The sequence below is a fragment of the Aureimonas sp. AU40 genome (assembly GCF_001463785.1).
Lineage (GTDB): Bacteria > Pseudomonadota > Alphaproteobacteria > Rhizobiales > Rhizobiaceae > Aureimonas.
In genome coordinates this window covers 248,172-271,784 of sequence record NZ_BBWL01000054.1, presented here as the reverse complement: position 1 = coordinate 271,784, position 23,613 = coordinate 248,172, and the positions used below count along the sequence as shown (strand labels likewise).

Sequence of the window (23,613 nt, the reverse complement as noted above, 5' to 3'; positions counted from 1 at the left end):
CTGCGGGCCGTTGCGTAAGCTTCCCGCCTCGTCGGTCCAGGCGAGCGAGCCGCCGCCGGCGCCGATGGTCAGCACCTCGATCGAGGAGAAGCGGATGGGATAGCCGAACTCGATGAACCAGTCCTTGGTGACGCGCGACTGGCCCTCGTAGGCGAGCGAGACGTCGGTGGACGTGCCGCCCATGTCGAGGCCGATCGAGTTGGGATAGCCGCAGAGCGAGGCGATGTGGCGCGAGGCGATGGCGCCCGCCGCGATGCCGGAGCCCGCGAGCCGCGCGGCGAAGTCCTTGACGCTGGCCGGCGTCATCACGCCGCCGCCGGTGTGGAGGAGAAGAAGATCGCGGGTGTAGCCCTCCGTCGCCAAGCGCTCGCCGAGGCGCGTCGTGTAGCTGACGACGACCGGCGAGAGAGCGGCGTTGGCGACGGTGGTCGAGAAGCGCTCGTGTTCGAAGATCTCGGGCAGGACCTGCGAGGAGATCGACACCGGCACGTCCGGCATGGCCTCCAGCAGGATCTCGCGCATGCGGCGCTCGGGCTCGCCGTTGAGATAGGCGTTCATGAAGCAGACGGCGATGGCCTCGACGCCGCGCTTCTTGAGAATGCGCGCGACCTCGCGCGCGGCCGCCTCGTCCAGCGGCTCGACCACCTTGCCGGCGGAATCGACGCGCTCAGGCACCGTCAGCCGGTCGCGGCGCGGGATATAGGGCTTCACGACGTCCTTGTAGACGTCCCAAAGGTCTTCCTTGTTGGCGCGGCGGATTTCGAGCACGTCGCGAAAGCCGGCGCTGCACACCATGGCGGTGCGCGGCAGACGGCGTGTGATCAACGCGTTGGTGGCGACCGTGGTGCCGTGGCTGAACAGCGCGACCTTGGACAGGTCGATCCCCGCCTTGCCGACACCGGCGAGAATTCCCTCGATCGGGTCCTTGGTGGAGGACGTCTTCTCGATGCGGATGAGGCCGGTGTCCTCGTCCATGATGCAGATGTCGGTGAAGGTGCCGCCGACATCGACGGCGACGCGAAGATTCTGCAAGGCGGCACATCCCATGCTTCGACCGGGCTTGTCGGCACGAGAGTGCCCGGCGGCGCGAGGGATCGATGCGATCCTCGCCCGTTCTCACAAGGACGGTCGGTGATTTTCGAAAGGTTGCCGGGGGATTAAAGAGGCTTTCGCGCGGCCGCTCTTGTCGGCCAGCGCATCAATCCTTGCGCCGGCGCGCACTCGCCGCCCAAGTCTTAGGCGCCTTTGTGCGTTGCACTATCGATGATCACCCGCGCGCGGCGGCGCGGGTCTCGCTTGGGCTTCGCCCGAACTGGGCACGGTAGTTCCGGCTGAACTGCGCCTGATCGCCGAAGCCCCACTCGTAGGCGATCTCGGAAATGGCGCGGCGATGGTTCTGCGGATCCTTCAGGAGCGCGTCGCACATCAGAAGGCGCTGGGTGCGGATATGGGCGCAGACCGTGGTGCCCTCGGCCTCGAAGAGCTGGTGGAGGTAGCGCAAGGATATGCCGCAGCCCTCCGCGATGCGCTGCGGCGACAAGTCGGTCTCGCGAAGGCGCGCGCGGATGAAATGCTCGGCGCGGTGAAGATGGGCGTTGCGCACCGATGAGCGCGAGCCCGACAGGACGCGCTGGTCGGCCTCCACCGCCATGGCCAGGAGATCCACGAGATGGCCGCCCATGCGGTCGCGCGCCGCCTCGTCCATCTCGTCGAGGCGTGGCGCCGTCATGCGCACCATGTCCACAAACAGGGCGCCGACACTGCGGCTGGCGTCGAACTGAAGGGTCGCCAGCCGCTCGGGCCGCGCGATGCGCGAACGAAGCAGTGCGCTCGGCACCTTCATCACCCAGAGCGCGGCGCGCTCGCGGTGGCTGAACTCATAGGGCAGGTGGCTGCGCTCGATCAGGAACTGACCGGGTCGGCAGGTCACGTCCTGATTGTCCTGCGAGAACCGGATCTCGGCGATGTCCGGCACGGTGATGAGATAGCTTTCCTCGCGCTCCGACACGAGATGACGCTCCCGCCGCCGATACAAGAGCCCGTCGCAATGGTTGCGTGAGATCGAGACCTGGCCGAGCGACCAGAAGTCGAGGTCGCCCGCGAACTCCTGAGCGTTGCGGAACTGGATGTCGAGCGGGAAGTAGGTCCGCGAAACCGCGTCCTGCCAGAACTGCTTGCGCTGGCCGCCTGGGCTCTGGTTGGTGGAATAGCTCATTCGCATCGCACGCCTTCCTACCCGGTTCCGGCCACGGGGCCGGCGAACAAGAGTTCAGCACCCGATCGGCGGGGTCTGAAGCCCCACACCCATCGACACGTCGGAACGACCTCAGCAGGAAGCGTGCCAACTCGAGGCGACGACGGTTGACTTTATAAGAACACTGGAATGCAGTTCATGCATAGTCTGCCTGTCAATTTTTAAAGCCTGCCAACAAACGAAGTCGAACAGGCCCTTGGCGGCTTTCTTTCTATGGTTGTATTGCCGAGATCGACTGCCGCCCCCAGTTTCCGCATCGGTCCGGCCGTTTTCGCGGAAGGTTTCTTGAAGCTCGTCGCCCGCGCTTTCCGAGACGAGGCGGCGGCGGCCGCGCTTGCCGAGCGAGAGCGGCCTATCGCGGAGTGGGGAGGGGAGCGCGGAAGGCCCGTTCGCGTCAGCCTGAACGCTTGGTTTCCTGGGAACGCGGTCCGTTGCCCAGCGAGCGCCACCAGTGCAGGAGCCTTTGGGCGTCCGGGCGCACGGAGACAGCCAGCCCGCCGGTGCTTCGGACCCATGCGTCGCGCAGCCCGATCGGAACGGCCACGGCGATCGGCACGATATCGACGAGGGCGGCGGACAGGATTTCGACCAGTCCGCCGCCCTCGAGCTCGGCGCGGCCGAAGCGGTTGAGCAGGATGAGGTCGGGCTTTCGATCCAGCGCACCCGCAAGGCGGTGTCCGAGTTCGGGGAGTCTGTCGGACGCGCGTCCCTCGTACCGGCTTTCGTCGCTTCCGGCTTCCGGCCATTCCATCTCCGGGGCCAGAACGAACTTCACGGAACGGCTTTTCGAGGGAGCATCCGCCACGCGCCGCTGAAGGATGCCAAGAACGTCCCAGCCCTCCGCCAGCAACAGGCGGATGAACTCCGCGAGAATGGCGTCCGGATCGTCTCCCGGCGCATAGAGCATGCCCGCGACATCGTTGTCGGAATAAAGGCGGGGAAGGGTCGCCATCGCCTCAGCCTACCGACCGCAGCCAGTCGCGTCTCCAACAGCGGGAGACGCAAGGCCGGTCGACGTGAGGGGAGGGCAGACGCGCCGCGAGGCTGGGCCTTCGAGCCTAACGAACGGCCTTCGCGCGCTCGGGCGTTCGCGCGGCATCATGCCCGGACATAGACCCAGGCGAGAAGGCCGGACACGGTCGTCGCCTCCACGCGCCGATAATCGTCCACCTCGTAGCGATCGGCGGCTGCAAGCTCTTCGCCCGTGATCCGGAAGAGCGTCCCCTCGACGAGATCCGAGGCGTCGCCCGACGGCATGACGACGGGGTGAAAGCGCTCCCCGCTCGTTTCGAGAACGGCCGGGTCCGTGATCTCCAGCATCTCGCGCCGAAAGCCTCGGATCGCGTCCGGCTCCCCAGCCAGTTTGCGCCCGAACGACGCGATCTGAACGTTCTCCTGTTGAAGCGTGCCGTAGGAAAACAGGCGAATGTCGGCGTCTTCGGTCAATGAAATCTCCTTTCGAAACGGCCCCAAACGGGGCGCCGCGAATCTCCCGGCCTCCAACCACCATAGAGGTTTGGCGCATCGGCTATATCCCGGAGAATACAGCGACTGGCCGACGGATTCCAACAGCTCGAAAGGTTTCGAATTCCCGGGCGCTTGCGCTTTGCGCCGGCATGGATAGGCGGTTGATTGACATGGCCAGCCTGAAGCGCGAGAGGGCGAAGGCCTGAGCCGGAGCGGCACCTGCGCCCAACCTTCCCTCAGGAGCTTGCCAGGCCGCGTGCCGCGCATTCGTTCGGAGGATCGAGACCATGTTCGTGACGGGCCCAGCCGAAGAGCACGCGACGAAGGCTGAGCTTTACGAGGCTTTGGCGGGACAGTTCGCGGCCCTCATCGCCGGCGAACGGGACGGTATCGCCAATGCGGCCAATCTCTCGGCCCTCCTGTTCACATCGCTCCCCAATCTCAACTGGGCGGGCTTCTACTTTCTCCGGGCGAACAGCGAACTCGTGCTCGGCCCCTTCCAGGGCAAGCCCGCCTGCGTGCGCATTCCGGTCGGCCGGGGCGTGTGCGGAACCGCCGTCGAACGGGCCGCGACGGTTCTCGTCGACGATGTCCATGCCTTTCCCGGCCACATCGCCTGCGACGCCGCCTCCCGGTCGGAGCTCGTGGTTCCGCTGCTTCGGGAGGGGCGGGTGATCGGCGTCCTCGATCTCGACAGTCCCATTCCCTCGCGCTTCGACGCGGAAGACCGGGAGGGCATCGAGAGGCTCGCCGCGATCTACGCAGAGGGCAGCGACCCGGTCTGACGAGCCGGTCGCGACCCGAACGATCCGGCGGCTTGAGCGGGGGCGCGATCCTGGCATCGTTCGGCTTCCTGCCGGCCTGACGCGGGTTCCGTGCGCCCGCGAGGCGCGACCGGAGGCGACGGATCGCAGGCTCCGGTCGCGCGATGGTTCGGTGCGTCAGCCCTCGTGCGCTTTGGCGGCCATCTCGTTCAGCGTGCGCAGCGTGTCGTCGAAGCGCCCTTCGGCTTCCGCGCGGCGCAGGAACCCGACCCGCTCCACCAGGATCTCCCGCGGCGTCGGCTCGCGCGCGAACAGCGCCATGACCTCGTCGATGAAGGCCTCGAGCGGCAGGTAGCCGGGGCGGCTTTCCTGGCCGGGGGTGAGACCGGTCTGCACGGCGGGCGGCGCGAGCTCGATGACCTCGACCCGCCCCTTCAACACCTCGCGCATCGACACGGTGTAGGAGTGCATGGCGGCCTTGGTGGCGTTGTAGGTGGGCGTCGTGACCAGCGGCACGAAGGCCAGCCCCGAGGTCACGTTGACGATGGCGGCATCGGGCCGAGCGACGAGGTGGTCGATCAGGGCGTTCGTCAGGCGGATCGGCCCGAGGAGGTTGGTGGTCACCGTCGCTTCCGCGTCCGTGAGATCGCGGCTCTGGTCCAGCGCCTCGAAGCGCATGATGCCGGCATTGTTGACGATGACGTTGAGAGCGGGGTGGGCGGCGAGCAGCCGCTCGGCGAAGTCGGCCACTCCCGCCGCGCTTTCGATGTCGAGCGTGATGGCGTGCATGTCGGCGCGCCCTTCGCAGGCGCGCTCCAGCGCCTCCTTTCGGCGTCCGGCCACGATCACGGTGTTGCCGTTGTCGTGGAAGCGCTGGGCCAGCGCTTCGCCGATGCCGGAACCGCCGCCGGTGACGAGAATGGTGTTGCCGGTCTGCTTCATGGGAAAGCTCCTGCCTGGGTTCGATGCGCTCTTATCTGTCGATCCACGATGCGATAGGAAGAAGGCACCGAAAATATCCATACGCACCTTTCGGAGAGTGACGCGATGTCCGGCCTTCCCTTCGACGACGCCACGGTCCGCAGGGCGCGGGCCATCGCCCAGACCAAGCCGCCGGCCGACAGCGACCCCAGGGTGGAAGCGCTGGTCAACGACCTGATCGGGCGTGTGGCCGACAAATGGACCATGATCGTGCTCGAGGTTCTGAGCGAGCACGAGGAGCTGCGCTTCACCCAGCTCTCGCGTCAAGTCGCGGGCATAAGTCAGAAGATGCTGACGCAGACGCTGCGGCAGATGGAGCGCGACGGGATGGTGACGCGAACTGTCCATGCCGTGGTGCCGCCGCGCGTCGACTACAGGCTCACCGAACTCGGCCTCAGTCTCGGCGCGGCCTTCTGCGGCGTCTGGATCTGGGCCGAGGAAAATCTCGGCCGGGTCGAGACGGCCCGGGAGACATTCGATCGCACCAGCCGGTAGATGGCTTCTCGCGAAAGCCGGCGCCCTCCATGGCGATCGGGCTCGCAACCGAGAAGCGACGCGGCGTCGAGGCCGGGCGCGAGGAGCGTCCCGCCACCCCGCCGGGCAGGGTCGCGATGGATGTCCCGATCAGGTTTTGGGCGCACGAGATCGCGGCGCGACAAACCGCGCTTCCCCTCGGCGGCAAGACCGTTATATCTGGCTGGCCATATCGCTCTGATCGGGAGACAACCATGCCCAGCCGTAGATCCTTCCTCGCCCTGCTTACGGGCGCGACCGCATGCCTCGGACTTGCGTTCCTGCCGGGGCAACCGGCCCAAGCGCAGGAAAAGGCGCCCGTGGTCTTCGCCGCGGCAAGCCTGAAGAACGCGCTCGACGAGATCAACACGGCCTGGACGGCGGAGACGGGCAAGTCCGTCACGATCTCCTATGCGGCAAGCTCGGCGCTTGCCAAGCAGATCGAAAGCGGCGCCCCGGCCGACCTGTTCGTATCGGCCGACCTCGACTGGATGAACTATCTCGAGGGCAAGAAACTGATCAAAACCGATACGCGGGAGACGCTTCTCGGAAACGACATCGTCCTGATCGCGCCCAAGGACGCCGCGACCACGGCGGAGATCCGTGAAGGCTTTCCGCTGAAGGACCTCCTCGCCGGGGGCAAGCTCGCCATGGGCAGCGTCGCGAGCGTTCCCGCCGGCAAGTATGGAAAGGCGGCGCTGGAAAAGCTCGGCGTCTGGGACAGCGTCAAGGGCAACGTGGCGGAAGCCGAGAACGTCCGCGCCGCGCTGGTTCTGGTTGCCCGGGGCGAGGCGCCGCTCGGCATCGTCTACAAGACCGACGCGGCGTCCGACCCGTCCGTCAAGATCGTCGGCACGTTCCCGCAGGACAGCCACCCGCCGATCCTCTACCCCGTCGCCCAGACGGCGGACGCCACCCATGCCGATGCCGCGACGTTCCAGACCTATCTGCGCTCCGCCAAGGCGAAGGCCGCCTTCGAGAAGCAGGGCTTCAACGTGGTGAGCGCGCAGTAAGCTATTGCGGGGCGGCGCAGACCGTGGAGCGGGTCAGGAAACGCCGCTCCCGGCCATTGTCGAGCGAGAACATGCCGCCTCGTCCCGGCACCACGTCGAGGATGAGATCGGTGTGCTTCCACACCTCGAACTGCGCCCCGCCGATATAGACGGGCGTGTCGTCGACAAGTCGGCCCAAGAGAACGTCGCCCTCGCCGATACGGAACTCGCCCCTGGGATAGCACATGGGCGAGGACCCGTCGCAGCACCCGCCGGACTGGTGAAACAGCACCGGGCCGTGGTCCGCGACGATCTCGGCCAGGAACGCCATGGCCTCCGGCGTGGCCGTGACCTTGTCCATGATGACCTCCGTGAAAGCGGGCAAGGCGGCGGGAGAAAGACCCCCGCCGCCCTTCGCGGCCTCTTGCTCAGAAGAAGCCTAGCTTCTTGGGCGAGTAGCTGACCAGCATGTTCTTGGTCTGCTGGTAGTGATCCAGCATCATCTTGTGCGTTTCGCGCCCGATGCCGGACTGCTTGTAGCCGCCGAAGGCGGCATGCGCGGGATAGGCGTGGTAGCAGTTCGTCCAGACGCGGCCGGCCTGGATGGCGCGGCCGAAGCGATAGGCCCGCGTGCCGTTCCGGGTCCAGACGCCGGCGCCCAGGCCGTAGAGCGTGTCGTTGGCGATGGCGAGCGCGTCGGCATCGTCCTTGAACTTCGCGACCGAGACGACCGGGCCGAAGATTTCCTCCTGGAAGACGCGCATCTTGTTGTGGCCGGCGAAGATCGTCGGCTCGATATAGAAGCCCTGCGAAAGCTCGCCGCCGAGGTCTGCTCGCTTGCCGCCCGTCAGAACTTCTGCCCCTTCCTGTCGCCCGATGTCGAGATAGGAGAGGATCTTCTCCATCTGCTCGTTGGAGGCCTGGGCGCCGATCATGGTCGTCGGGTCGAGCGGGTGGCCCTGCTTGATCGCCTTCACGCGGGCGACCGCCTTCTCCATGAATCGATCGTAGATCGATTCGTGCACCAGGGCGCGGCTGGGGCAGGTGCAGACCTCGCCCTGGTTCAGCGCGAACATGGCAAAGCCTTCCAGCGCCTTGTCGAGAAAGTCGTCGTCCTCGTCCATCACGTCGGCGAAGAAGATGTTGGGCGACTTGCCGCCGAGCTCCAGCGTGACCGGAATGAGGTTCTCGGAGGCATATTGCATGATGAGCCGGCCCGTCGTCGTCTCGCCGGTGAAGGCGATCTTGGCGATGCGCTTGGACTGCGCCAGCGGCTTGCCGGCCTCCAGGCCGAAGCCGTTGACGATGTTGAGAACGCCCTCGGGCAGGATGTCGGCGATCAGCTCGGCGAAGACGAGAATGGAGAGCGGTGTCTGTTCGGCGGGTTTCAGCACCACGCAATTGCCGGCAGCGAGAGCCGGGGCGAGCTTCCAGACCGCCATCAGCAGCGGAAAGTTCCAGGGAATGATCTGGCCGACGACGCCGAGCGGCTCGTGGAAATGGTAGGCGACCGTGTCCTCGTCGATCTCCGAGATCGAGCCTTCCTGGGCGCGCAGGCAGCCGGCGAAGTAGCGGAAATGGTCGACCGCGAGCGGCAGGTCGGCGTGGGTGGTCTCGCGGATCGGCTTGCCGTTGTCGAGCGTCTCGACCATGGCGAGGAGATCGAGATTCTCCTCCAGCCGTTCGGCGACGCGGTTGAGCAGCTTGGCGCGCTCGGCGGGCGCGGTCTTGCCCCATCCCTCGCGCGCCTTGTGGGCCGCGTCCAGGGCAAGCTCGACATCCGCCGCCGACGAACGGGCGACATGGCAGAGCGTCTGGCCCGTGACCGGGCTCGGATTGTCGAAATAGCGCCCGTCGGCGGGCGCGACCCATTGTCCGCCGATGAAGTTGTCGTAGCGATCGCGGATCAGGACCTTCTTGGAGACCTGGTCGATGGCTTGCTGGTACATGGGTTCCTCCCGGTGGCATCATGGCCGGCGGCCGTGTGGTTTCGCCGATCCGGGCGCGCTCCCACGTCGCCCGAGGCGGTGCGGAGGGGGCGCCGATCGACCGCCGGACACGACCCGCCGTCCGATCCCTGCCGGACGAAGCCCTCGCACGGCGGCAACCTGCGCCCGATTGGAGGCGCCGTCAACGTTATGTCCGCTCGAATATAACGGTTCTAAATTGTGGGCGCCCGAGCCTTGACCCATGGGGGCCGGCGAACGACTTTGGCCTGATGCCAAGCGGTCGGACCGGCGCCATGACTTCGAGAATTACTCTGCGGTTCGACCTCGGATCGCAAGGCCGGATCGGCCATGGCAAGATCGCTCTCCTCGAGGCGATCGGCACCACGGGCTCCATCTCCGCGGCGGGGCGGGAATACGGCATGTCCTATCGGCGGGCCTGGCTGCTGGTCGAGGAAATGAACGGGATGTTCGACCAACCCGTGGTGGAAACCCGAAACGGCGGCCTGAAGGGCGGCGGCGCCGAGTTGACGGCGCGGGGCCAGCATCTCGTCCGCGTTTATCGGGAGACCGAGGAACTGGTGGCCAAACAGGCGCGGTCCTCGCTGCGCGAACTCGAGCGATGGCTCGCCCCCGCCACGGACGCCGAGACGCCCACGACATAAACGGGCGGGCACCGCGCCGCAGGGCGGTTGCCGCGCCGGTTCTTCCGTTATATCCGTATGGACATAACGAGAGGGTCGAGCCCATGTCCATCCTCCTGCGCCAGCTGCCGCCTGCGGTTCGGTTCGAGCCGAGCCCGGTTTCGTTCGAGCCTGCGGCGGAAGGGCCTGCGCCGAAGGCGAGGCGGAAGGACAGGGACCGGATCTGGGATCTGTCCACGAACCTTCACTGCTCCATCGTCGGCACCTGCCTCACGACGGGGGAGCTCAGGCAACTCCTGGCCAAGCTGGGGGACACCAACACGAGGACGGCCAGCAGCCACGCGATCCACCATCGCGCCGTCCAGGCCGCAAGCCTCGGAGACCTCGCGGGCAAGCTTCTGAACAAGCTTCTCGACCGCAAGCACGAAACCTTCGTGCGCCGGTTCAACAAGGCGACGACGCGCGACGAGGTGGCCGGCCTGTGGCGTGCCGCGCTGGAGGCCGGCGATATCCCCGGCGCCTACTGGGCGACGCTGACCCATCCGCTGACCGACGACCTCTTGGTTCGGGAAGCGTTCGGCGAGGTGCACATGCTCTCGCATCTCGTCGGCACGTCCAATCGCCTCGACCTGGCCCGCCTGCGGCGGCTGGAGGAAGCGCTGGCGGAGCGCGAGGACACCATCGCCCGGCAGCAGGCGCGGCTTCAGGAGAAGGTCGCCGAGATCGAGCGGCGGGACCACCGGATCGGCGAACTCGAAGCGCTGACGAAGGTTTTGCCGACCGAGCCCGCAAGGCCCGCTCCGGACGAGCGCAACCGGCTCGATTTGCTCCGGCGCGCGGATGTGGCGGAAGAACGGTGCGCGCGCCTGGAGACGGAGCTTGCGGCAGCGCAGGCGGCGCAGACGCGAACGGAGCGCGCCCTTTCCGCCGCCGAGACCCGGGAGGCCGAACTCAAGCGGGAATTGGCGCAATTGGACGAGGTGCTGGCCGGGCCGGGCGAGGAGGCCGAGGCGATCGACTTCCGCGGAGCGACGTTTCTTTATGTCGGCGGCCGTCCGGGTCAGGTCGAAAGGTTGCGCGACCTGATCCGGACCAAAGGCGGGGAGCTCCTGACGCATGACGGCGGCGTCGAGAACAACCACAGCCTCCTGCCGGGGCTCGTGGCGCGCGCCGACGCGGTCTTCTTCCCGGTCGACTGCGTCAGCCACGGCGCGGTCAACACGGCCAAGCGGCATTGCCGCGAGATGCGCAAGCCCTTCGTGCCCGTGCGCCACGCCAGCCTCGCGAGCTTCCTCTCAGCCGCCATCCAGCATCTCGAAGCGACGCACTGAATTGACACGGTCGATCGCGATCGGGCGCTCGAATGCCTTGAGCGACGCTGGGTCGGCTCGGTTCGAACGGCCGCGCCAGCTCGGCGATCGTCGCTTCGCAACGGTCTCGCCGCTCGCTGCCCTCGGGCCTTAGCGCTCCGAACGCATGAGATCGATGATGTAGCGACCTGACCCGCGCACATGCGTCTCGATCGCAGCCACCGCACCGACCGCGTCCTGTTCCTTGAGGCAGCGAATAAGCTCGCGATGCTCCACCTGCCGCGCCGCGTAGCGAGATCGTCCGATCGTCAAGCCTCGGCTGATCGTACCGAGCGTCTTTCGATAGCGATGCCAGAGCTCCACCGCGTTTCGATTGTAGTGCCGATCGTAGACGGCACGGTGAAATTGCTCGTCGAGTTGGTCGTACCGGTCGTGTCGCTCCACGCCGAGCGCCTCGATCTCGTCCTGGATGGCCTCCATGCGAAGAATGTCGGCGTCGGTCGCGTAATCGGCGAACCAGCGGACGAGATAGGGTTCGATCAGGACGTTGATCTCGTACATGTCCCGCACGAAGCTTTCGTCGATCGGGCGGACGCGGGCGCCCCGGTTCGGCTCGATCACCACGAAGCCTTCGCCGCGAAGCTGCTGAAGCGCCTCGCGTACCGGATTGGTGCTGGTGCCGTATCGCTTGGCGAGATCGGTCACCTTCAGACGCGCGCCCGCGGGAACATGCCCTGCCAGGATATCGTCCAGCAATCGGTCGTAGACGCGCCCGGCGGCCGCCGGCGCCAGTGCGTCGACCTCGGCATTCGGCAGCGATCGAGCGAAGAGAAGTTCGGTTGCCATACTTTTTTCACACATTCGATTTGACAGATAATGTACGATCTGAGCGTTATGATGGCAAATCTGCTGGTGAGGGCGGGTTGGAAAATAAGCGGGGACACTGCGGAAAGCGGGCTCCGACGGGAGGAAAATCAATGGCATCCGCTGTCCGGCAACGCTTGGCATGGAAACTGACGCTCGGTGCGGCGATCGCCCTGTCATGGGGGGTGGCCGGGGCCGCCGAGTTTCGTCAGGCGCCTATGCTCGACGCCAAGGTCTCCGACGGCAGCCTGCCGGCGGTCGCCGAGCGTCTTCCCGCGACGCCCTTCGTCGAGACGTTGATCGACGGGCCGGGTCGCTACGGCGGCAACCTGCGCACCACGATTCTGGGCGGCGGCGACCAGTACAACATCACCCGCACCATCGCGAACGAAACGCTGGTCCGCTGGACGCCCGACTGGACCAAGGTCGTGCCCTCGATCGCCGAGACCGTCGAGGCCTCGCCCGACGCCAAGACCTTCACCTTCAAGCTGCGCAAGGGAATGCGCTGGTCGGACGGCGCGCCCTTCACCGCCGACGACATCCTGTTCTGGTACGAGGACGTCTTCTCGAACCCCGCGCTGACACCGTCGAAGAACCCGACCTTCACGGTGGCGGGGAAGCCCGTCGTTGTGGAGAAGGTCGACGACGCGACCGTGGTATTCCGCTTCGAGAGCCCTTACGGCCTGTTCCTGCAGCAACTGGCCTACGGTCAGGGGCACGCCCCGATCATCTACCCCAAGCACTACCTCTCGCAGTTCCACGAGAAGTACAACAAGGACGGCATTCCGGCGCTGCTTGCCAAGAACCCCTCGGTGGGCGACTGGGTCTCGCTCTTCAATTCGAAGGTCTCGCCGAACTTCCAGCCCGTCTACTGGCAGAATCTCGAGCTGCCGACCTTGAACCCCTGGGTTCTGACGGTGCCCTATGCCGACCAGGATCGCGTCGTGGCGAGCCGCAATCCCTACTACTGGAAGGTCGATCCGGCCGGAAACCAGCTGCCCTATCTCGATACCATCACCTGGGCCAAGCTCGACGACGTGCAGCTCATGCTGCTGCGCGCGACCAGCGGCGAGCTCGACTATGCCTTCCGGCACATCAACAACTCGACCTACAAGTCCGTTCTCTACGACAGCCAGGAGCAGGGGCACTACCGGCTGATGGACGTCGCCGACCTGCCGGCCAACGACGCCACGCTCCTCCTGAATCTCAACGTTCAGGACCCCATCAAGAACGCGCTCTTCAACAACAAGGACTTCCGCATCGCGCTCAGCCACGCGATCAACCGGCAGGACATCATCGATCTCGTCTATGTCGGCCAGGGCGCGCCCGCCCAGGTCGGGCCTCTGCCAGAGCACGAGCTCTACAACGAGCGTCTGGCGAACCAGTATGTCGAGTTCGACCCCGAGCAGTCCAAGGCGATCCTCGACCGGATCGGTCTCGACAAGAAGGACGCGCAGGGCTTCCGCCTCGGACCGGACGGCAAGCGCTTCACGATCACCTTCATGGTCGCCGACGTCTTCGGCCTGTCATATCCCGACATCATGCAGATGGTGCAGCGATACGCCGCCGACGTCGGGCTCGACATCCAGATCCGCACCACGGACCGGGCGCGCCTCAACTCCATGTGGTACGCCAACGAGCAGGACGCCTACATCTGGAACTGCGTGGGCGGGCGCGCCGAAGCCTATACGGACGTGCGCTGCTACATGCCCTTCCAGAAGGCCGACATCTTCTTCGCCTCGAAATGGGCCGATTGGTACGCGGACCACTCGAAGGGCGAGGAGCCGCCGGCAGCGGTGAAGGAGCACATGGCGCTCTACGACAAGGTCAACGAGGCGGTGACCGACGAGACGCGGCTCGCGGCCATGAAGGTCTACCTGGAAAAGGCGGCCGACAATTTCTACACGATCGGCATCTCGCGCCCGATGCCGAAATACGCGCTGATCAACCGCGACATCAAGAACGTCTTCGAGCCGATCCCGATCACCGGCAATCTCTGGCACCCCGCCCCGACGCTGACCCAGTGGTATTTCGACCGGCCGGCGCCCTGACGCGGTAGCCGCCAGCGCGGCCGGCTGAGAGCCGGCCGCCCCTTCTCGAACATCGGCAAGGAGACCGGGATGCTCAGGTTCATCCTGCGACGCGTCGCGTACATGGTTCCCACCTTGTTCGCGGTCTCGATCGTGGCCTTCGTCATCATCCAGCTGCCGCCCGGCGACTACCTCACCACGCTCATGGCCGACTGGGCGAGCGGCGGCGGGGCGGTGGAGATGGGCACGGTGGAGGTGCTGCGTCAGCGCTACGGCCTCGATCAGCCGGTCTGGATCCAGTATTTCTACTGGATCTCCGGCATCGTGACGCGCGGCGACTTCGGCATTTCCTTCGAGCTGAACCGACCCGTCACCGACGTCATCTGGGGACGGCTCGGCTACACGTTCCTCATCTCCTTCTGCACGCTCCTGTTCATCTGGGCCTTGGCGCTGCCGATCGGCATCTACTCGGCCGTGCGCCAGTATTCGATCGGCGACTACGTCGCGACCTTCCTGGGCTTCCTGGGCCTGGCGATCCCGAACTTCCTTCTGGCTCTCGTCCTGATGTATGTGACGGTGAGCTATTTCGGCGCGAGCGTCGGTGGCCTTTTCTCACCTGCCATGGTGGACGCGCCGTGGGGGCTCGCGAAGTTCGCCGACTTCCTCGCCCATGTCTGGCTGCCGATCCTCGTCGTCGGCACCGCCGGCCTCGCCTCGCTGATCCGCATCATGCGGGCGAACCTTCTGGACGAACTCCACAAGCCCTACGTCACGACGGCGCGGGCCAAGGGCGTTTCGGAGTTTCGCCTTCTCCTCAAATATCCCGTGCGTGTCGCGCTGAACCCGCTGATCTCCACGCTCGGTTGGATCCTGCCGGCCCTCGTTTCGGGCGAGATCATCGTCTCAGTGGTTCTCAGCCTGCCCACCACCGGCCCGATGCTCCTGCGCGCGCTGCTCGCCCAGGACATGTACCTCGCCGGCTCGATCATCCTCATGGTGAGCGTCCTGACGCTCGTCGGGACGCTCGTTTCCGACATCCTCCTCGCCATCGCCGATCCGAGGATCCGCTTCCAATGAGCGACATCGCGACAACCATCGGTCAGCCCCTCGACCCGCAGCCCTCGCCGCTCGAAACGGGCAGGCGCGACCTCGCCGTCGCGGGGCAGTGGACGCTGTTCTGGCTGAAGTTCCGCCGGCACAAGCTCGCCGTCGTCAGTCTCGTTGTGGTCCTCCTCCTGTATCTCGTGGCGCTCTTCGCCGACTTCATCGCGCCCTTCGATCCCAACGCCGCCAACGCGCGCTACACCTACGCGCCGCCGCAGGGCATCGCCTTCTTCCTGTCGGAAGGCGAGGGGACCCGCTTCGCTCCGCACGCGGCGGGCCTCAAGATGGAGCTCGACCGCGTCGCCATGCGCCGCGTCTTCCAGGCCGACCCCGAAAACCCCGTGCGCCTCGGCTTCTTCGTGCCGTCCGCGCCCTATAAACTCGCCGGGCTCATCCCGATGGAGCGCAAGCTCATCGGCTCTGTGGAGCCGGGAAAGCCGTTCTATCTTCTGGGCGCCGACCGGCTCGGGCGCGACATCTTCAGCCGCGTCGTCTACGGCGCTCGCATCTCGCTCTCGATCGGCCTCGTGGGCGTCGCCATGAGCCTCGTGCTCGGCGTCGTGCTCGGCGGCATCTCGGGCTACTACGGCGGCGCCGTCGACACGGCGATCCAGCGCGTGATCGAATTCCTACGCTCCGTGCCGACCATCCCTCTCTGGATGGGGCTTGCTGCGGCCGTGCCGCTGAGTTGGCCGCCTGTGCGCACTTACTTCATGATCACGCTGATCATCTCGCTGATTGGCTGGACGAGCCTGGCGCGCGAGGTGCGGGGTCGCTTCCTGAGCCTTCGAACCGAGGATTTCGTCCTGGCGGCCCGGCTCGACGGGGCGTCCGAGGCGCGGATCATCCTGCGCCATATGGTGCCGTCCTTCGCCAGTCACATCATCTCGGTGATGACGCTCGCCATCCCGACCATGATCCTCGCCGAGACCTCGCTGTCCTTCCTCGGCATCGGCCTCCAGCCGCCGATCGTCTCCTGGGGCGTGCTCCTGCAGGAAGCGCAGAACATCCGCGCCGTCGCGCAGGCCCCCTGGCTGCTCTTCGTTCCCGGCGGCGCGGTGGTGATCGCGGTGCTTTCCCTCAACTTCCTGGGAGACGGGTTGCGCGACGCCGCCGACCCCTACAGCCGATGACCGAGACCCTTGCCACGATCGAGGCCGCCGAGATTCCCGAGCTGGTTCTCGAGGTGCGCGACCTCCGGACCCATTTCGAGAACCGGACCGGCGTTCTCAAGGCGGTGGACGGCGTCAGCTTCGACGTGCGCCGGGGCCGGACGTTGGCGGTGGTCGGCGAGTCCGGCTCGGGCAAGAGCGTGACCGCGCGCTCGATCCTCCAGATCGTCGATCGGCCGGGGCGCATCGTCGGCGGCTCCGTGCTGCTCCATCGCCAGGATGGCTCGAGCGCCGATCTCGCCAAGCTCGACCCGCGCGGACGCGAGATCCGCGCCGTGCGGGGCCGAGAGATCGCCATGATCTTCCAGGAACCGATGAGCTCGCTCTCGCCGGTCCACACGATCGGCAACCAGATCGAGGAGGCGCTCTCGGTTCATCTGGAGCTGACGCGGGCGGAGGCGCGGCGCCGCGCGATCGATCTTCTTTCCCAGGTCGAGATTCCCAACGCCTCGGCGGCGGCCGACCGTTACACGTTCGAGTTCTCCGGCGGCATGCGCCAGCGCGCCATGATCGCCATGGCGCTGGCCTGCAACCCGTCGATGCTGATCGCCGACGAGCCGACCACCGCGCTCGACGTGACGACGCAGGCCGAGATCCTCGACCTCATCGCCAAGCTCCAGCGCGAGCACGGCATGGGCGTCCTGTTCATCACCCACGACATGGGCGTCGTGGCCGAGATCGCCGACGAGGTGGCGGTCATGCACCACGGCCAATTGGTCGAGACCGGGCCGACCGACCGCATCTTCCATGCACCGCAGGCCGAGTACACGCGCATGCTCATCAACTCGGCCCGCAAGCTCGAGCAGAAGGCCGAGATCCGCCTGAGCCGCCCGCCGAAGCCGGCGCCCACCGCGCCGCTGATAGAGGTGCGCTCGCTCACCATGACCTTCGGCAAGGGAGCCTCGGCCCTGCGCGCCGTGGACGATGTTTCGCTGACCGTCGCACCGGGCGAGACTCTCGGCATCGTCGGGGAATCGGGGTCGGGCAAGACCACGATGGGGCGTTGCCTCCTGCGCGTCTACGAACCGTCCAGCGGCTCGATCGGCTATCGGCGCGCGGACGGCTCCTCGGTCGATCTCGCATCGGCGGACCGACGCACGCTGCGCGATTGCCGGCGCGAGATCCGCATGATCTTCCAGGACCCGGTCTCCTCGCTCAATCCGCGCATGACGGTCGCTCAGATCGTCGGCGAACCGCTCTATGTGAACGGCATCGCCAAGGGGCGCGAGCTCGACGAGCGCGTCTGCGCGCTTCTCTCTCAGGTCGGGCTCGAGCCTGCCTGGCGCGAGCGATACCCGCATGCCTTTTCGGGCGGGCAGCGCCAGCGCATCGTCATCGCCCGCGCCATCGCGCTGAAGCCCCGCCTGATCGTCGCCGACGAGGCGACCGCCGCGCTCGACGTGTCGCTGCGCGCCCAGATGCTCGACCTCCTGATCCGCCTCCAGGACGAGCTCGATCTCTCCTACGTCTTCATCAGCCACGACATCGGCGTCATCCGCTACATGTGCGACCGCGTCGCCGTGATGTATCGGGGCCGCATCGTGGAGACCGGGCCGACCGACGAGGTCTGCGACAACCCGCGCCACGGCTACACGCAGGCGCTTCTCTCGGCCATTCCGCGGCCCGATCCGCGCGCCCGCCGCCTCCACACCCGCTTCCGCTACAACGCCTGAAAGAGACGTCCCCGTGAAGATCCAGGACATCAAGGTCATCGTGACCTGCCCGGGCCGCAACTTCGTCACCGTGAAGATCCTCACGGACGAGGGCGTCACGGGCATCGGCGACGCGACGCTGAACGGTCGGGAACTGGCCGTCGTCAGCTACCTCCAGGAGCATGTCGTACCCTGCCTCCTCGGGCGCGACCCCGCGCGCATCGAGGACATCTGGCAGTATCTCTATCGCGGGGCCTACTGGCGGCGCGGCCCCGTCACCATGGCGGCGATCGCGGGCATCGACACCGCGCTCTGGGACATCAAGGCCAAGGCGGCCGGCATGCCCCTCTACCAGCTTCTCGGCGGCGCCTCGCGCGAGCATGTCCTGTGCTACGGCCATGCCCAGGGCACCACGATCGAGGAAACGGTCGAGGCTGTCGGCCGCCGGAAGGAGGAAGGCTACCGGGCGATCCGCGCCCAGTCCGGCATTCCGGGTCTGCCGAACGTGTACGGGACGGGCGCCTTCTCCGTCTCGACGACGGCGGCGACCGACGCCTTGCCGCGCGAAGAGGCTTGGGACACCGCGAAGTATCTCGTCCATACGCCCAAGCTCTTCGCGGCGCTGCGCGATGCCCACGGCTTCGATCTGCATCTTCTTCACGATTCCCATCACCGCCTGACGCCGATCGAGGCGGCGCGCCTCGGCAAGGACCTCGAGCCGCACCGCCTGTTTTGGCTGGAGGATGCGGTCGCGGCCGAGCATCAGGAAGGCTTCCGCCTGATCCGACAGCATACGGTGACGCCGCTGGCGGTCGGCGAGGTGTTCAACACGATCTGGGACGCGCGCCTCCTGATCGAGGAGCAGCTCATCGACTATATCCGCACCACCGCCGTCCATGCCGGCGGGCCGACGGCGCTGCGCAGGATCATGGACTTCGCCGCAATCTATGGCGTTCGCACGGGTTGCCACGGCGCGATGGACATGTCGCCGGTGTGCCTCGGCGCCAATCTGCATCTCGACCTCTGGGCGCCGAACTTCGGCATCCAGGAATATTCCGGCTATACCGACGCCACGCACGAGGTCTTCCCGCACGCCTGGACCTACGAGTCCGGCCAGCTCCATCCCGGCGACCAGCCGGGCCACGGTGTCGAGATCGACGAGACGCTGGCCGCCCGATACCCCTTTGAGCGCGCCTATCTCCCCGTGAACCGTCTTGCCGACGGCACGCTCTGGCACTGGTAGCCCGCCACCTTCTCTCTTTCCCGTTTCGAGGATCCGTCCATGAAGATCGCCGCCGTGCGTCCGTTTCCCGTCTGGGTCGGCACGCGAAACCAGCTTCTCGTCAAGATCGAAACCGACGAAGGTATCTTCGGCTGGGGTGAGTCCGGCCTGTCGAGCCGCGAAAAGGCGGTGGCGGGCGCGATCGAGCATTACGCGCAGTATCTCGTCGGGCGCGACCCGATGCGGATCGGCGCGCTCTGGCAGGAGATGTATCGCTCGCAATATTTCGAAGGCGGGCGCGTTCTGACAGCCGCCATGTCGGCCATCGACATCGCGCTTCACGACATCAAGGGCAAGGCGCTGGGCGTTCCCGTCTACGATCTCCTGGGCGGCAAGCAGCGCGACCACGTGCCGACCTTCGCAACCACGGCCGCCGAGCCGGGCGAGGCGATGATCGATCAGGCGCGCCAGCTGATCGAGGCGGGCTGGGACTGCATCCGCTTCATGTCGACGGGGCAGGAAAGCCCCGATCTCCTCGACCCCCGGCGCTCCCTCGCCGAGACCGCACGCTGGATGGTGCGGGCGCGAGAAGAGCTCGGCACGGATGTCTCGCTCGGCATCGACTACCATCACCGGCTCAGCGTCGCGGAAGCGGCCTCCTTCTGCCAGCGCATGCCCAAGGGCACGCTCGACTTTCTGGAGGAGCCGATCCGCGACGAGACGCCGACCGCCTACGAGGCCCTCCGCCGCTTGACCGACGTGCCCTTCGCGATCGGCGAGGAGTTTTCCTCCAAGTGGCAGTTTCTGCCCTTCATCGAGCGCGACATCCACCAGTTCAACCGGATCGACGTCTGCAATGTCGGCGGCCTGACCGAAGCGATGAAGGTCGCCGGCTGGAGCGAAGCGCATTATGTCGATCTGATGCCGCACAACCCGCTCGGGCCCGTCTGCACGGCAGCGACCATTCATCTGGCGGCGGCCGTCCCGAACTTTGCGTGGCTGGAAACGCGGTCCTCGCCCGTCGAGCGGCATCTCGGCTTCGACTCCAGCGAAATCTTCCCCGTGCAGCCGAGGCTTGAGGGCGCCGTCTACCCCGTGTCGGATGCCCCGGGGCTTGGCATCGAGGTGGACGAGAAGGCGCTTACCCGCGAGCCTTTCCGCTTCTGGGAAGCTCCCCACCTGAAACGGCCGGACGGGTCCGTCACCAACTGGTGACGGGTCGCCGTTGGCTTTCGCATCCGCAAGCACGCCCCGATCTTCACCGACGCGCGATCGGCACGGGCCGCCCGCGCGTCGGTGCCACCGCCCGGCGGCCAGTCACGCGACTGAGAGCGCCTGACGAAACCCTTGGGGGAGGATGGTCGAGGGCTTTCCGTCGGAGACGAGGAGCGAAGCTTCTGCGATGCCGGCGGCAGGGCGAAGCATTCGCGACGAAGTCCACGGCGGAAAGATCAGGGCCAGCCGACCCCGTGCTGTTTTGTCAGCTGCTCTTAGCTCTCGGTTGGACGACCAGACGCAATGGCCGCTCGAACCCGTTCCCGTCAGTCGGCCGATCGCGGGGTCCGTCCCATGGTCCGCTTGTAGGCCTGCGTGAAGGCGCTCTGGGACCCGTAGCCGACTTCTTCGGCGACGGCGGCGACGCTTGATCCCGAGGACAGCTTGCGCCGGGCCAGGACCATTCGCCAAAGGGTCAGATAGTCCATCGGCGGGCGACCAACGCGCCGCGTGAAGCGCTGTGTGAAGGCGGAGCGGGACATGCCGACCTCCCGCGCCAGCATCGGCGCCGTCCAGCGACGGGCGACCTCGCCGTGCATCAGACCGATCGCCTTGGCCAGGCGGGGATCGGACAGGGCGGAAATCCAGCCGATCGTATCCTTCGACCCCGCCGCCACGAAGGCACGAACGGCCTCGACGACGAGGATTTCGGCCAGCCGCTCCGCGACGAGCGAACTGCCGACGTCCGCGTTTCGGATCTCCGCCTGGAGAGACAGCAGGGTCCGGGCGATGGCTGCGGCGGCCGGCGACGTGCGGTCGATGCGAAGGAACGGCGGCAGCGCGTCGAGCACGAACGGGGCGCAACCGTTCGCGAAGGCGCTGCCGCCTCCCACCATGGCGGTGTCGCGGCCTTCGCCCAGACGAACGGCGTCGTGCCCGGGAGCGGCGTAGAGGTCCATGCCGTCGGTCGGCTCGACGTCGGGGTGGCTGGAAACCGTGTAGCGTGTGTCGCTGAGCAGGAAGACGTCGCCCTCTTCCATTGGCTCCGTCCTGCCGCCCGGCAGAACGAGCCAGCATCGACCTCGGGTCATCGCGACGAACTTCAGGCGCGCCCGTCCGTCGAAGGAAAGCGCCCACCTGCCCGATGCCTCGAGGCTGGTGCCGCGAACGCTCCGCGTGCCCAGGAGGGACACGACGTCGGAGAAGGGATCGAGCATGATTTCGGCGGATCGCGACAAGAGAACGGTCGATCGAACATAGAGCCGCCAGCGGTGTCGTCCTAGCCTGCTTCCATCGCAACGAAGGAGGTTTCTCATGACCCTCGAGAACAAGATCGTCGCCGTCACCGGGGCCGGGCGCGGCATCGGCCGGGCCACCGCCCTGCTCCTGGCCGCCCGCGGGGCTCGCCTCGTGCTGGGAGCGCGCAGCGAGGCCGAGATCGCCGCTGTCGCCGCCGAGATCGAGAAGGCGGGCGGGAACGCCATCTACCAGGCAGTCGATGTCACCCGGCGCGCGGATCTGGAAGCCCTTGTCGGCCTCGCGGTGGAGCGGTTCGGTCGGCTGGACGTGATCGTCAACAATGCCGGGATCGGCCCGATCTCGCGCTTCGATGCCCTGAGGGTCGAGGACTGGGACGCGATGATCGACGTGAACCTGAAGGGCGCCCTTTACGGCATCGCGGCCGCGCTGCCCCTATTCGTCGCCCAGCGCAGCGGCCACGTCGTGAACGTCGTCTCGACGGCCGGCCTCAAGATCGTCCCGACCATGGGCGTCTATGCCGCGACCAAGAACGCGTTGCGGACGGCGACCGAGGCCTTGCGGCAGGAATGCGTACCCGGCCTGCGGGTGACGGAAGTCTCCCCCGGCTTCATCGACACGACCTTCGTCGATTCTTCGGTCAGCGATCCCGACGTCAGGGAGGAGCTCGGCAGGCGCAAGCGCGAACTCGCCATTCCGCCCCAGGCCATCGCGCGGGCCATTGCCTTCGCGATAGAGCAGCCCGACGACGTCGAGATCGGCAGCATCGTGGTTCGTCCCACGGCGCAAGACTGAGGACCTGAGGAAGGCGTCGATCATGAGCCTTCGGCGACCACGATGGAAGGTTACGCGGGCAATGATGGGTCGAAGGCCGTCAGGCAGCGACCCGATAGGCGCCTCTTCTTAAGGTATACCGGGACACCGCCTGACAGGTCGATTCAGATCAGGATTGGACGCTCACCATTCGACGCCGATCTTCCCGAAATGGCTCGCGCCTTCCTCGTGCCGAAAGGCGCTCGCGAGGTCCGCGAGGGGGAAGCGGCGGTCGATGACGGGGCGGATCGCGTTCGCCTCCAGCGCGCGGACGAACTCCTGCTGCTGTCGACGGCTTCCCACGATAAGCCCTTGCAGTTTGGCCTGCTTCGTCATGAAAGCGCCCGTCGGGATCTCGCCCGAAAAGCCCGTGAGAACCCCGATGAGCGCGATATGCCCACCGATCCGCACGGCCTCGATGGACTGGGCGAGGGTTCCAGGGCCGCCGACCTCGATGACGTGATCGACGCCCCTTCCACCGGTCCAGTCGCGAACCCGTCGTCCCCACTCCGGCTCAGCTCGATAGTTCAGCGTGAAGTCGGCCCCCATCGAGCGCGCGCGCTTGAGCTTCTCGTCCGACGATGACGTGATGGCGACGCTCGCTCCGAACATCTTCGCGATCTGAAGCGCCCAGATCGAGACGCCGCCCGTGCCGAGAAGGAGCACCGTGTCGCCCGCCTTGAGATGGGCGTCGCCGACCAGGGCACGCCAGGCCGTCAGGCCAGCCGTCGTGATGGCGGCGGCCTCCACCGCATCGTAGCCCTTCGGCGCGCGGGTGAACGCGGTGGCGGGAAGAACGACGCTCTCCTGTGCGAATCCATCGATGCCGTCGCCCGGCGTTCGCGCGAAGTCGCCAACGGTCGGCGAGCCGTCTTGCCAATCCGGGAAGAAGCAGGAGACGACCATGTCTCCCGGCGCGAACTCAGCCACGCCCTCGCCAACGCTTTCGACGATGCCCGCGCCGTCGGCCAGGAGAATGCGCCCGTCCTCGGTCTTCATCTGCCCCTTGGCGACGGCCAGATCATGGAAGTTCAAGGAAGCCCCGTGCAGGGCGACACGGATCTCCCCCGGCCCAGGCCGACCGGGATCGGGGCGGTCCTCGGCCACGATACGGTCCAGACCGGCCGGTGCTCGCAATGCCATTGCCTTCATCGTTGTGTTTCCCTTCCGTCTCGCGCGTTGGATGCGCCAACCTGCGTTGGAGATAGGGCATCTCCGCGTCCGGGAACGAAGAGGATCCGCATTCGCGACCTGGGGAGGCGGAAACCCGTCCGGCGGCGAGTTCTTCGGGTCGGGTCGTGACGCGGGTCGTGACGCCCCTGGCTCTCGCCGGAATTTCCAGCACCTCGACGCCGACCCTGCCGGCGTCGACATACCGACTGGCGGGGTCAGGGCTCCGAGATAGATCACCTG

22 protein-coding genes are annotated in these 23,613 nt (G+C 66.6%); 12 read left to right on the top strand and 10 right to left on the bottom strand.

The window, feature by feature from the left end; all coding sequences use genetic code 11:
• From AUL32_RS22300 to AUL32_RS25795, 4 genes are all read right to left on the bottom strand, one after another.
• Positions 1-1,032: hydantoinase/oxoprolinase N-terminal domain-containing protein (locus tag AUL32_RS22300; RefSeq protein ID WP_192847505.1), on the bottom strand; the 1,032-nt coding region annotated here is incomplete at its 3' end.
• Between the two features lie 235 nt (positions 1,033-1,267).
• Positions 1,268-2,215, bottom strand: coding sequence for a helix-turn-helix domain-containing protein (locus tag AUL32_RS22295; protein ID WP_244498017.1), 948 nt, complete (start codon positions 2,213-2,215; stop codon positions 1,268-1,270).
• 433 nt (positions 2,216-2,648) lie between these two features.
• Positions 2,649-3,206 (bottom strand): DUF2478 domain-containing protein, encoded by a 558-nt coding sequence (locus tag AUL32_RS22290; protein ID WP_062120076.1) that lies wholly within the window; start codon positions 3,204-3,206, stop codon positions 2,649-2,651.
• 146 nt (positions 3,207-3,352) lie between these two features.
• Complete coding sequence (locus AUL32_RS25795) at positions 3,353-3,700, bottom strand: gamma-glutamylcyclotransferase family protein (protein ID WP_062120074.1); 348 nt, start codon at positions 3,698-3,700, stop codon at positions 3,353-3,355.
• Between the two features lie 308 nt (positions 3,701-4,008).
• Here AUL32_RS25795 and AUL32_RS22280 point away from each other — a divergent pair, with 308 nt between their 5' ends.
• Positions 4,009-4,506 (top strand): GAF domain-containing protein, encoded by a 498-nt coding sequence (locus tag AUL32_RS22280; protein WP_062120072.1) that lies wholly within the window; start codon positions 4,009-4,011, stop codon positions 4,504-4,506.
• Positions 4,507-4,662: 156 nt separating this feature from the next.
• Here AUL32_RS22280 and AUL32_RS22275 read toward each other — a convergent pair whose 3' ends face one another.
• Entirely contained in the window at positions 4,663-5,427 is a 765-nt protein-coding gene (locus AUL32_RS22275; RefSeq protein ID WP_062120070.1) for an SDR family oxidoreductase, read from the bottom strand.
• Between the two features lie 105 nt (positions 5,428-5,532).
• On the opposite strand from AUL32_RS22275, the gene AUL32_RS22270 reads away from it, so the two are divergent.
• Together AUL32_RS22270 and modA are read left to right on the top strand one after the other, a co-directional pair.
• Entirely contained in the window at positions 5,533-5,961 is a 429-nt protein-coding gene (locus AUL32_RS22270) for a winged helix-turn-helix transcriptional regulator (RefSeq protein WP_062120068.1), read from the top strand.
• Between the two features lie 233 nt (positions 5,962-6,194).
• A complete protein-coding gene (gene modA / locus AUL32_RS22265; protein ID WP_062120148.1) occupies positions 6,195-6,992 on the top strand; it encodes a molybdate ABC transporter substrate-binding protein in 798 nt (265 codons plus the stop codon).
• A gap of 1 nt (position 6,993) precedes the next feature.
• On the opposite strand, the gene AUL32_RS22260 is transcribed toward modA, so the two are convergent.
• Positions 6,994-7,332 carry a DUF779 domain-containing protein gene (locus AUL32_RS22260; RefSeq protein WP_062120143.1) on the bottom strand — a complete coding sequence of 113 codons (339 nt, stop codon included), beginning with the start codon at positions 7,330-7,332 and terminating at the stop codon, positions 6,994-6,996.
• 67 nt (positions 7,333-7,399) lie between these two features.
• Positions 7,400-8,920: an aldehyde dehydrogenase gene (gene adh / locus AUL32_RS22255; RefSeq protein WP_062120065.1), complete on the bottom strand. Its 1,521-nt coding sequence runs from the start codon at positions 8,918-8,920 to the stop codon at positions 7,400-7,402.
• Positions 8,921-9,213: 293 nt separating this feature from the next.
• Between adh and AUL32_RS22250 the strand changes: the two genes are divergently transcribed.
• Both AUL32_RS22250 and AUL32_RS22245 read left to right on the top strand, forming a co-directional pair.
• Complete coding sequence (locus tag AUL32_RS22250; protein WP_061978975.1) at positions 9,214-9,582, top strand: winged helix-turn-helix domain-containing protein; 369 nt, start codon at positions 9,214-9,216, stop codon at positions 9,580-9,582.
• 83 nt (positions 9,583-9,665) lie between these two features.
• On the top strand, positions 9,666-10,892 hold the full coding sequence (locus tag AUL32_RS22245; RefSeq protein ID WP_062120062.1) for a DUF2325 domain-containing protein: 1,227 nt from the start codon (positions 9,666-9,668) through the stop codon (positions 10,890-10,892).
• A gap of 129 nt (positions 10,893-11,021) precedes the next feature.
• Here AUL32_RS22245 and AUL32_RS22240 read toward each other — a convergent pair whose 3' ends face one another.
• Entirely contained in the window at positions 11,022-11,717 is a 696-nt protein-coding gene (locus AUL32_RS22240; RefSeq protein WP_062120059.1) for a GntR family transcriptional regulator, read from the bottom strand.
• A 131-nt stretch (positions 11,718-11,848) separates the two neighbouring features.
• Here AUL32_RS22240 and AUL32_RS22235 point away from each other — a divergent pair, with 131 nt between their 5' ends.
• The 6 genes from AUL32_RS22235 to AUL32_RS22210 all read left to right on the top strand — a co-directional run bounded on the left by AUL32_RS22235 (position 11,849) and on the right by AUL32_RS22210 (position 20,130).
• Entirely contained in the window at positions 11,849-13,786 is a 1,938-nt protein-coding gene (locus AUL32_RS22235) for an ABC transporter substrate-binding protein (RefSeq protein WP_061978894.1), read from the top strand.
• Between the two features lie 69 nt (positions 13,787-13,855).
• Positions 13,856-14,842 (top strand): ABC transporter permease, encoded by a 987-nt coding sequence (locus AUL32_RS22230; protein ID WP_061978893.1) that lies wholly within the window; start codon positions 13,856-13,858, stop codon positions 14,840-14,842.
• Positions 14,839-16,002 (top strand): ABC transporter permease, encoded by a 1,164-nt coding sequence (locus tag AUL32_RS22225; protein ID WP_062120056.1) that lies wholly within the window; start codon positions 14,839-14,841, stop codon positions 16,000-16,002. Before AUL32_RS22230 ends, AUL32_RS22225 begins: the two co-directional genes overlap by 4 nt.
• Entirely contained in the window at positions 15,999-17,714 is a 1,716-nt protein-coding gene (locus AUL32_RS22220) for an ABC transporter ATP-binding protein (RefSeq protein ID WP_062120053.1), read from the top strand. The genes AUL32_RS22225 and AUL32_RS22220 overlap by 4 nt, the downstream gene beginning before the upstream one ends.
• Before the next feature lie 13 nt (positions 17,715-17,727).
• The gene (manD, locus tag AUL32_RS22215) at positions 17,728-18,936 is read left to right on the top strand and encodes a D-mannonate dehydratase ManD (RefSeq protein ID WP_061978890.1); all 1,209 of its coding nucleotides are present in this window, start codon (positions 17,728-17,730) and stop codon (positions 18,934-18,936) included.
• A gap of 39 nt (positions 18,937-18,975) precedes the next feature.
• Positions 18,976-20,130, top strand: a complete 1,155-nt coding sequence (locus tag AUL32_RS22210) for a mandelate racemase/muconate lactonizing enzyme family protein (RefSeq protein WP_062120050.1) — start codon at positions 18,976-18,978, stop codon at positions 20,128-20,130.
• Between the two features lie 326 nt (positions 20,131-20,456).
• Here AUL32_RS22210 and AUL32_RS22205 read toward each other — a convergent pair whose 3' ends face one another.
• Positions 20,457-21,368 (bottom strand): AraC family transcriptional regulator, encoded by a 912-nt coding sequence (locus tag AUL32_RS22205; protein WP_192847504.1) that lies wholly within the window; start codon positions 21,366-21,368, stop codon positions 20,457-20,459.
• A gap of 76 nt (positions 21,369-21,444) precedes the next feature.
• Here AUL32_RS22205 and AUL32_RS22200 point away from each other — a divergent pair, with 76 nt between their 5' ends.
• Entirely contained in the window at positions 21,445-22,182 is a 738-nt protein-coding gene (locus tag AUL32_RS22200; protein WP_062120048.1) for an SDR family oxidoreductase, read from the top strand.
• 162 nt (positions 22,183-22,344) lie between these two features.
• Here the strand turns inward: AUL32_RS22200 and AUL32_RS22195 are convergent, their stop codons facing one another.
• Positions 22,345-23,352, bottom strand: coding sequence for a zinc-dependent alcohol dehydrogenase family protein (locus tag AUL32_RS22195; protein WP_062120046.1), 1,008 nt, complete (start codon positions 23,350-23,352; stop codon positions 22,345-22,347).
• Between the last annotated feature and the right edge of the window lie 261 nt (positions 23,353-23,613).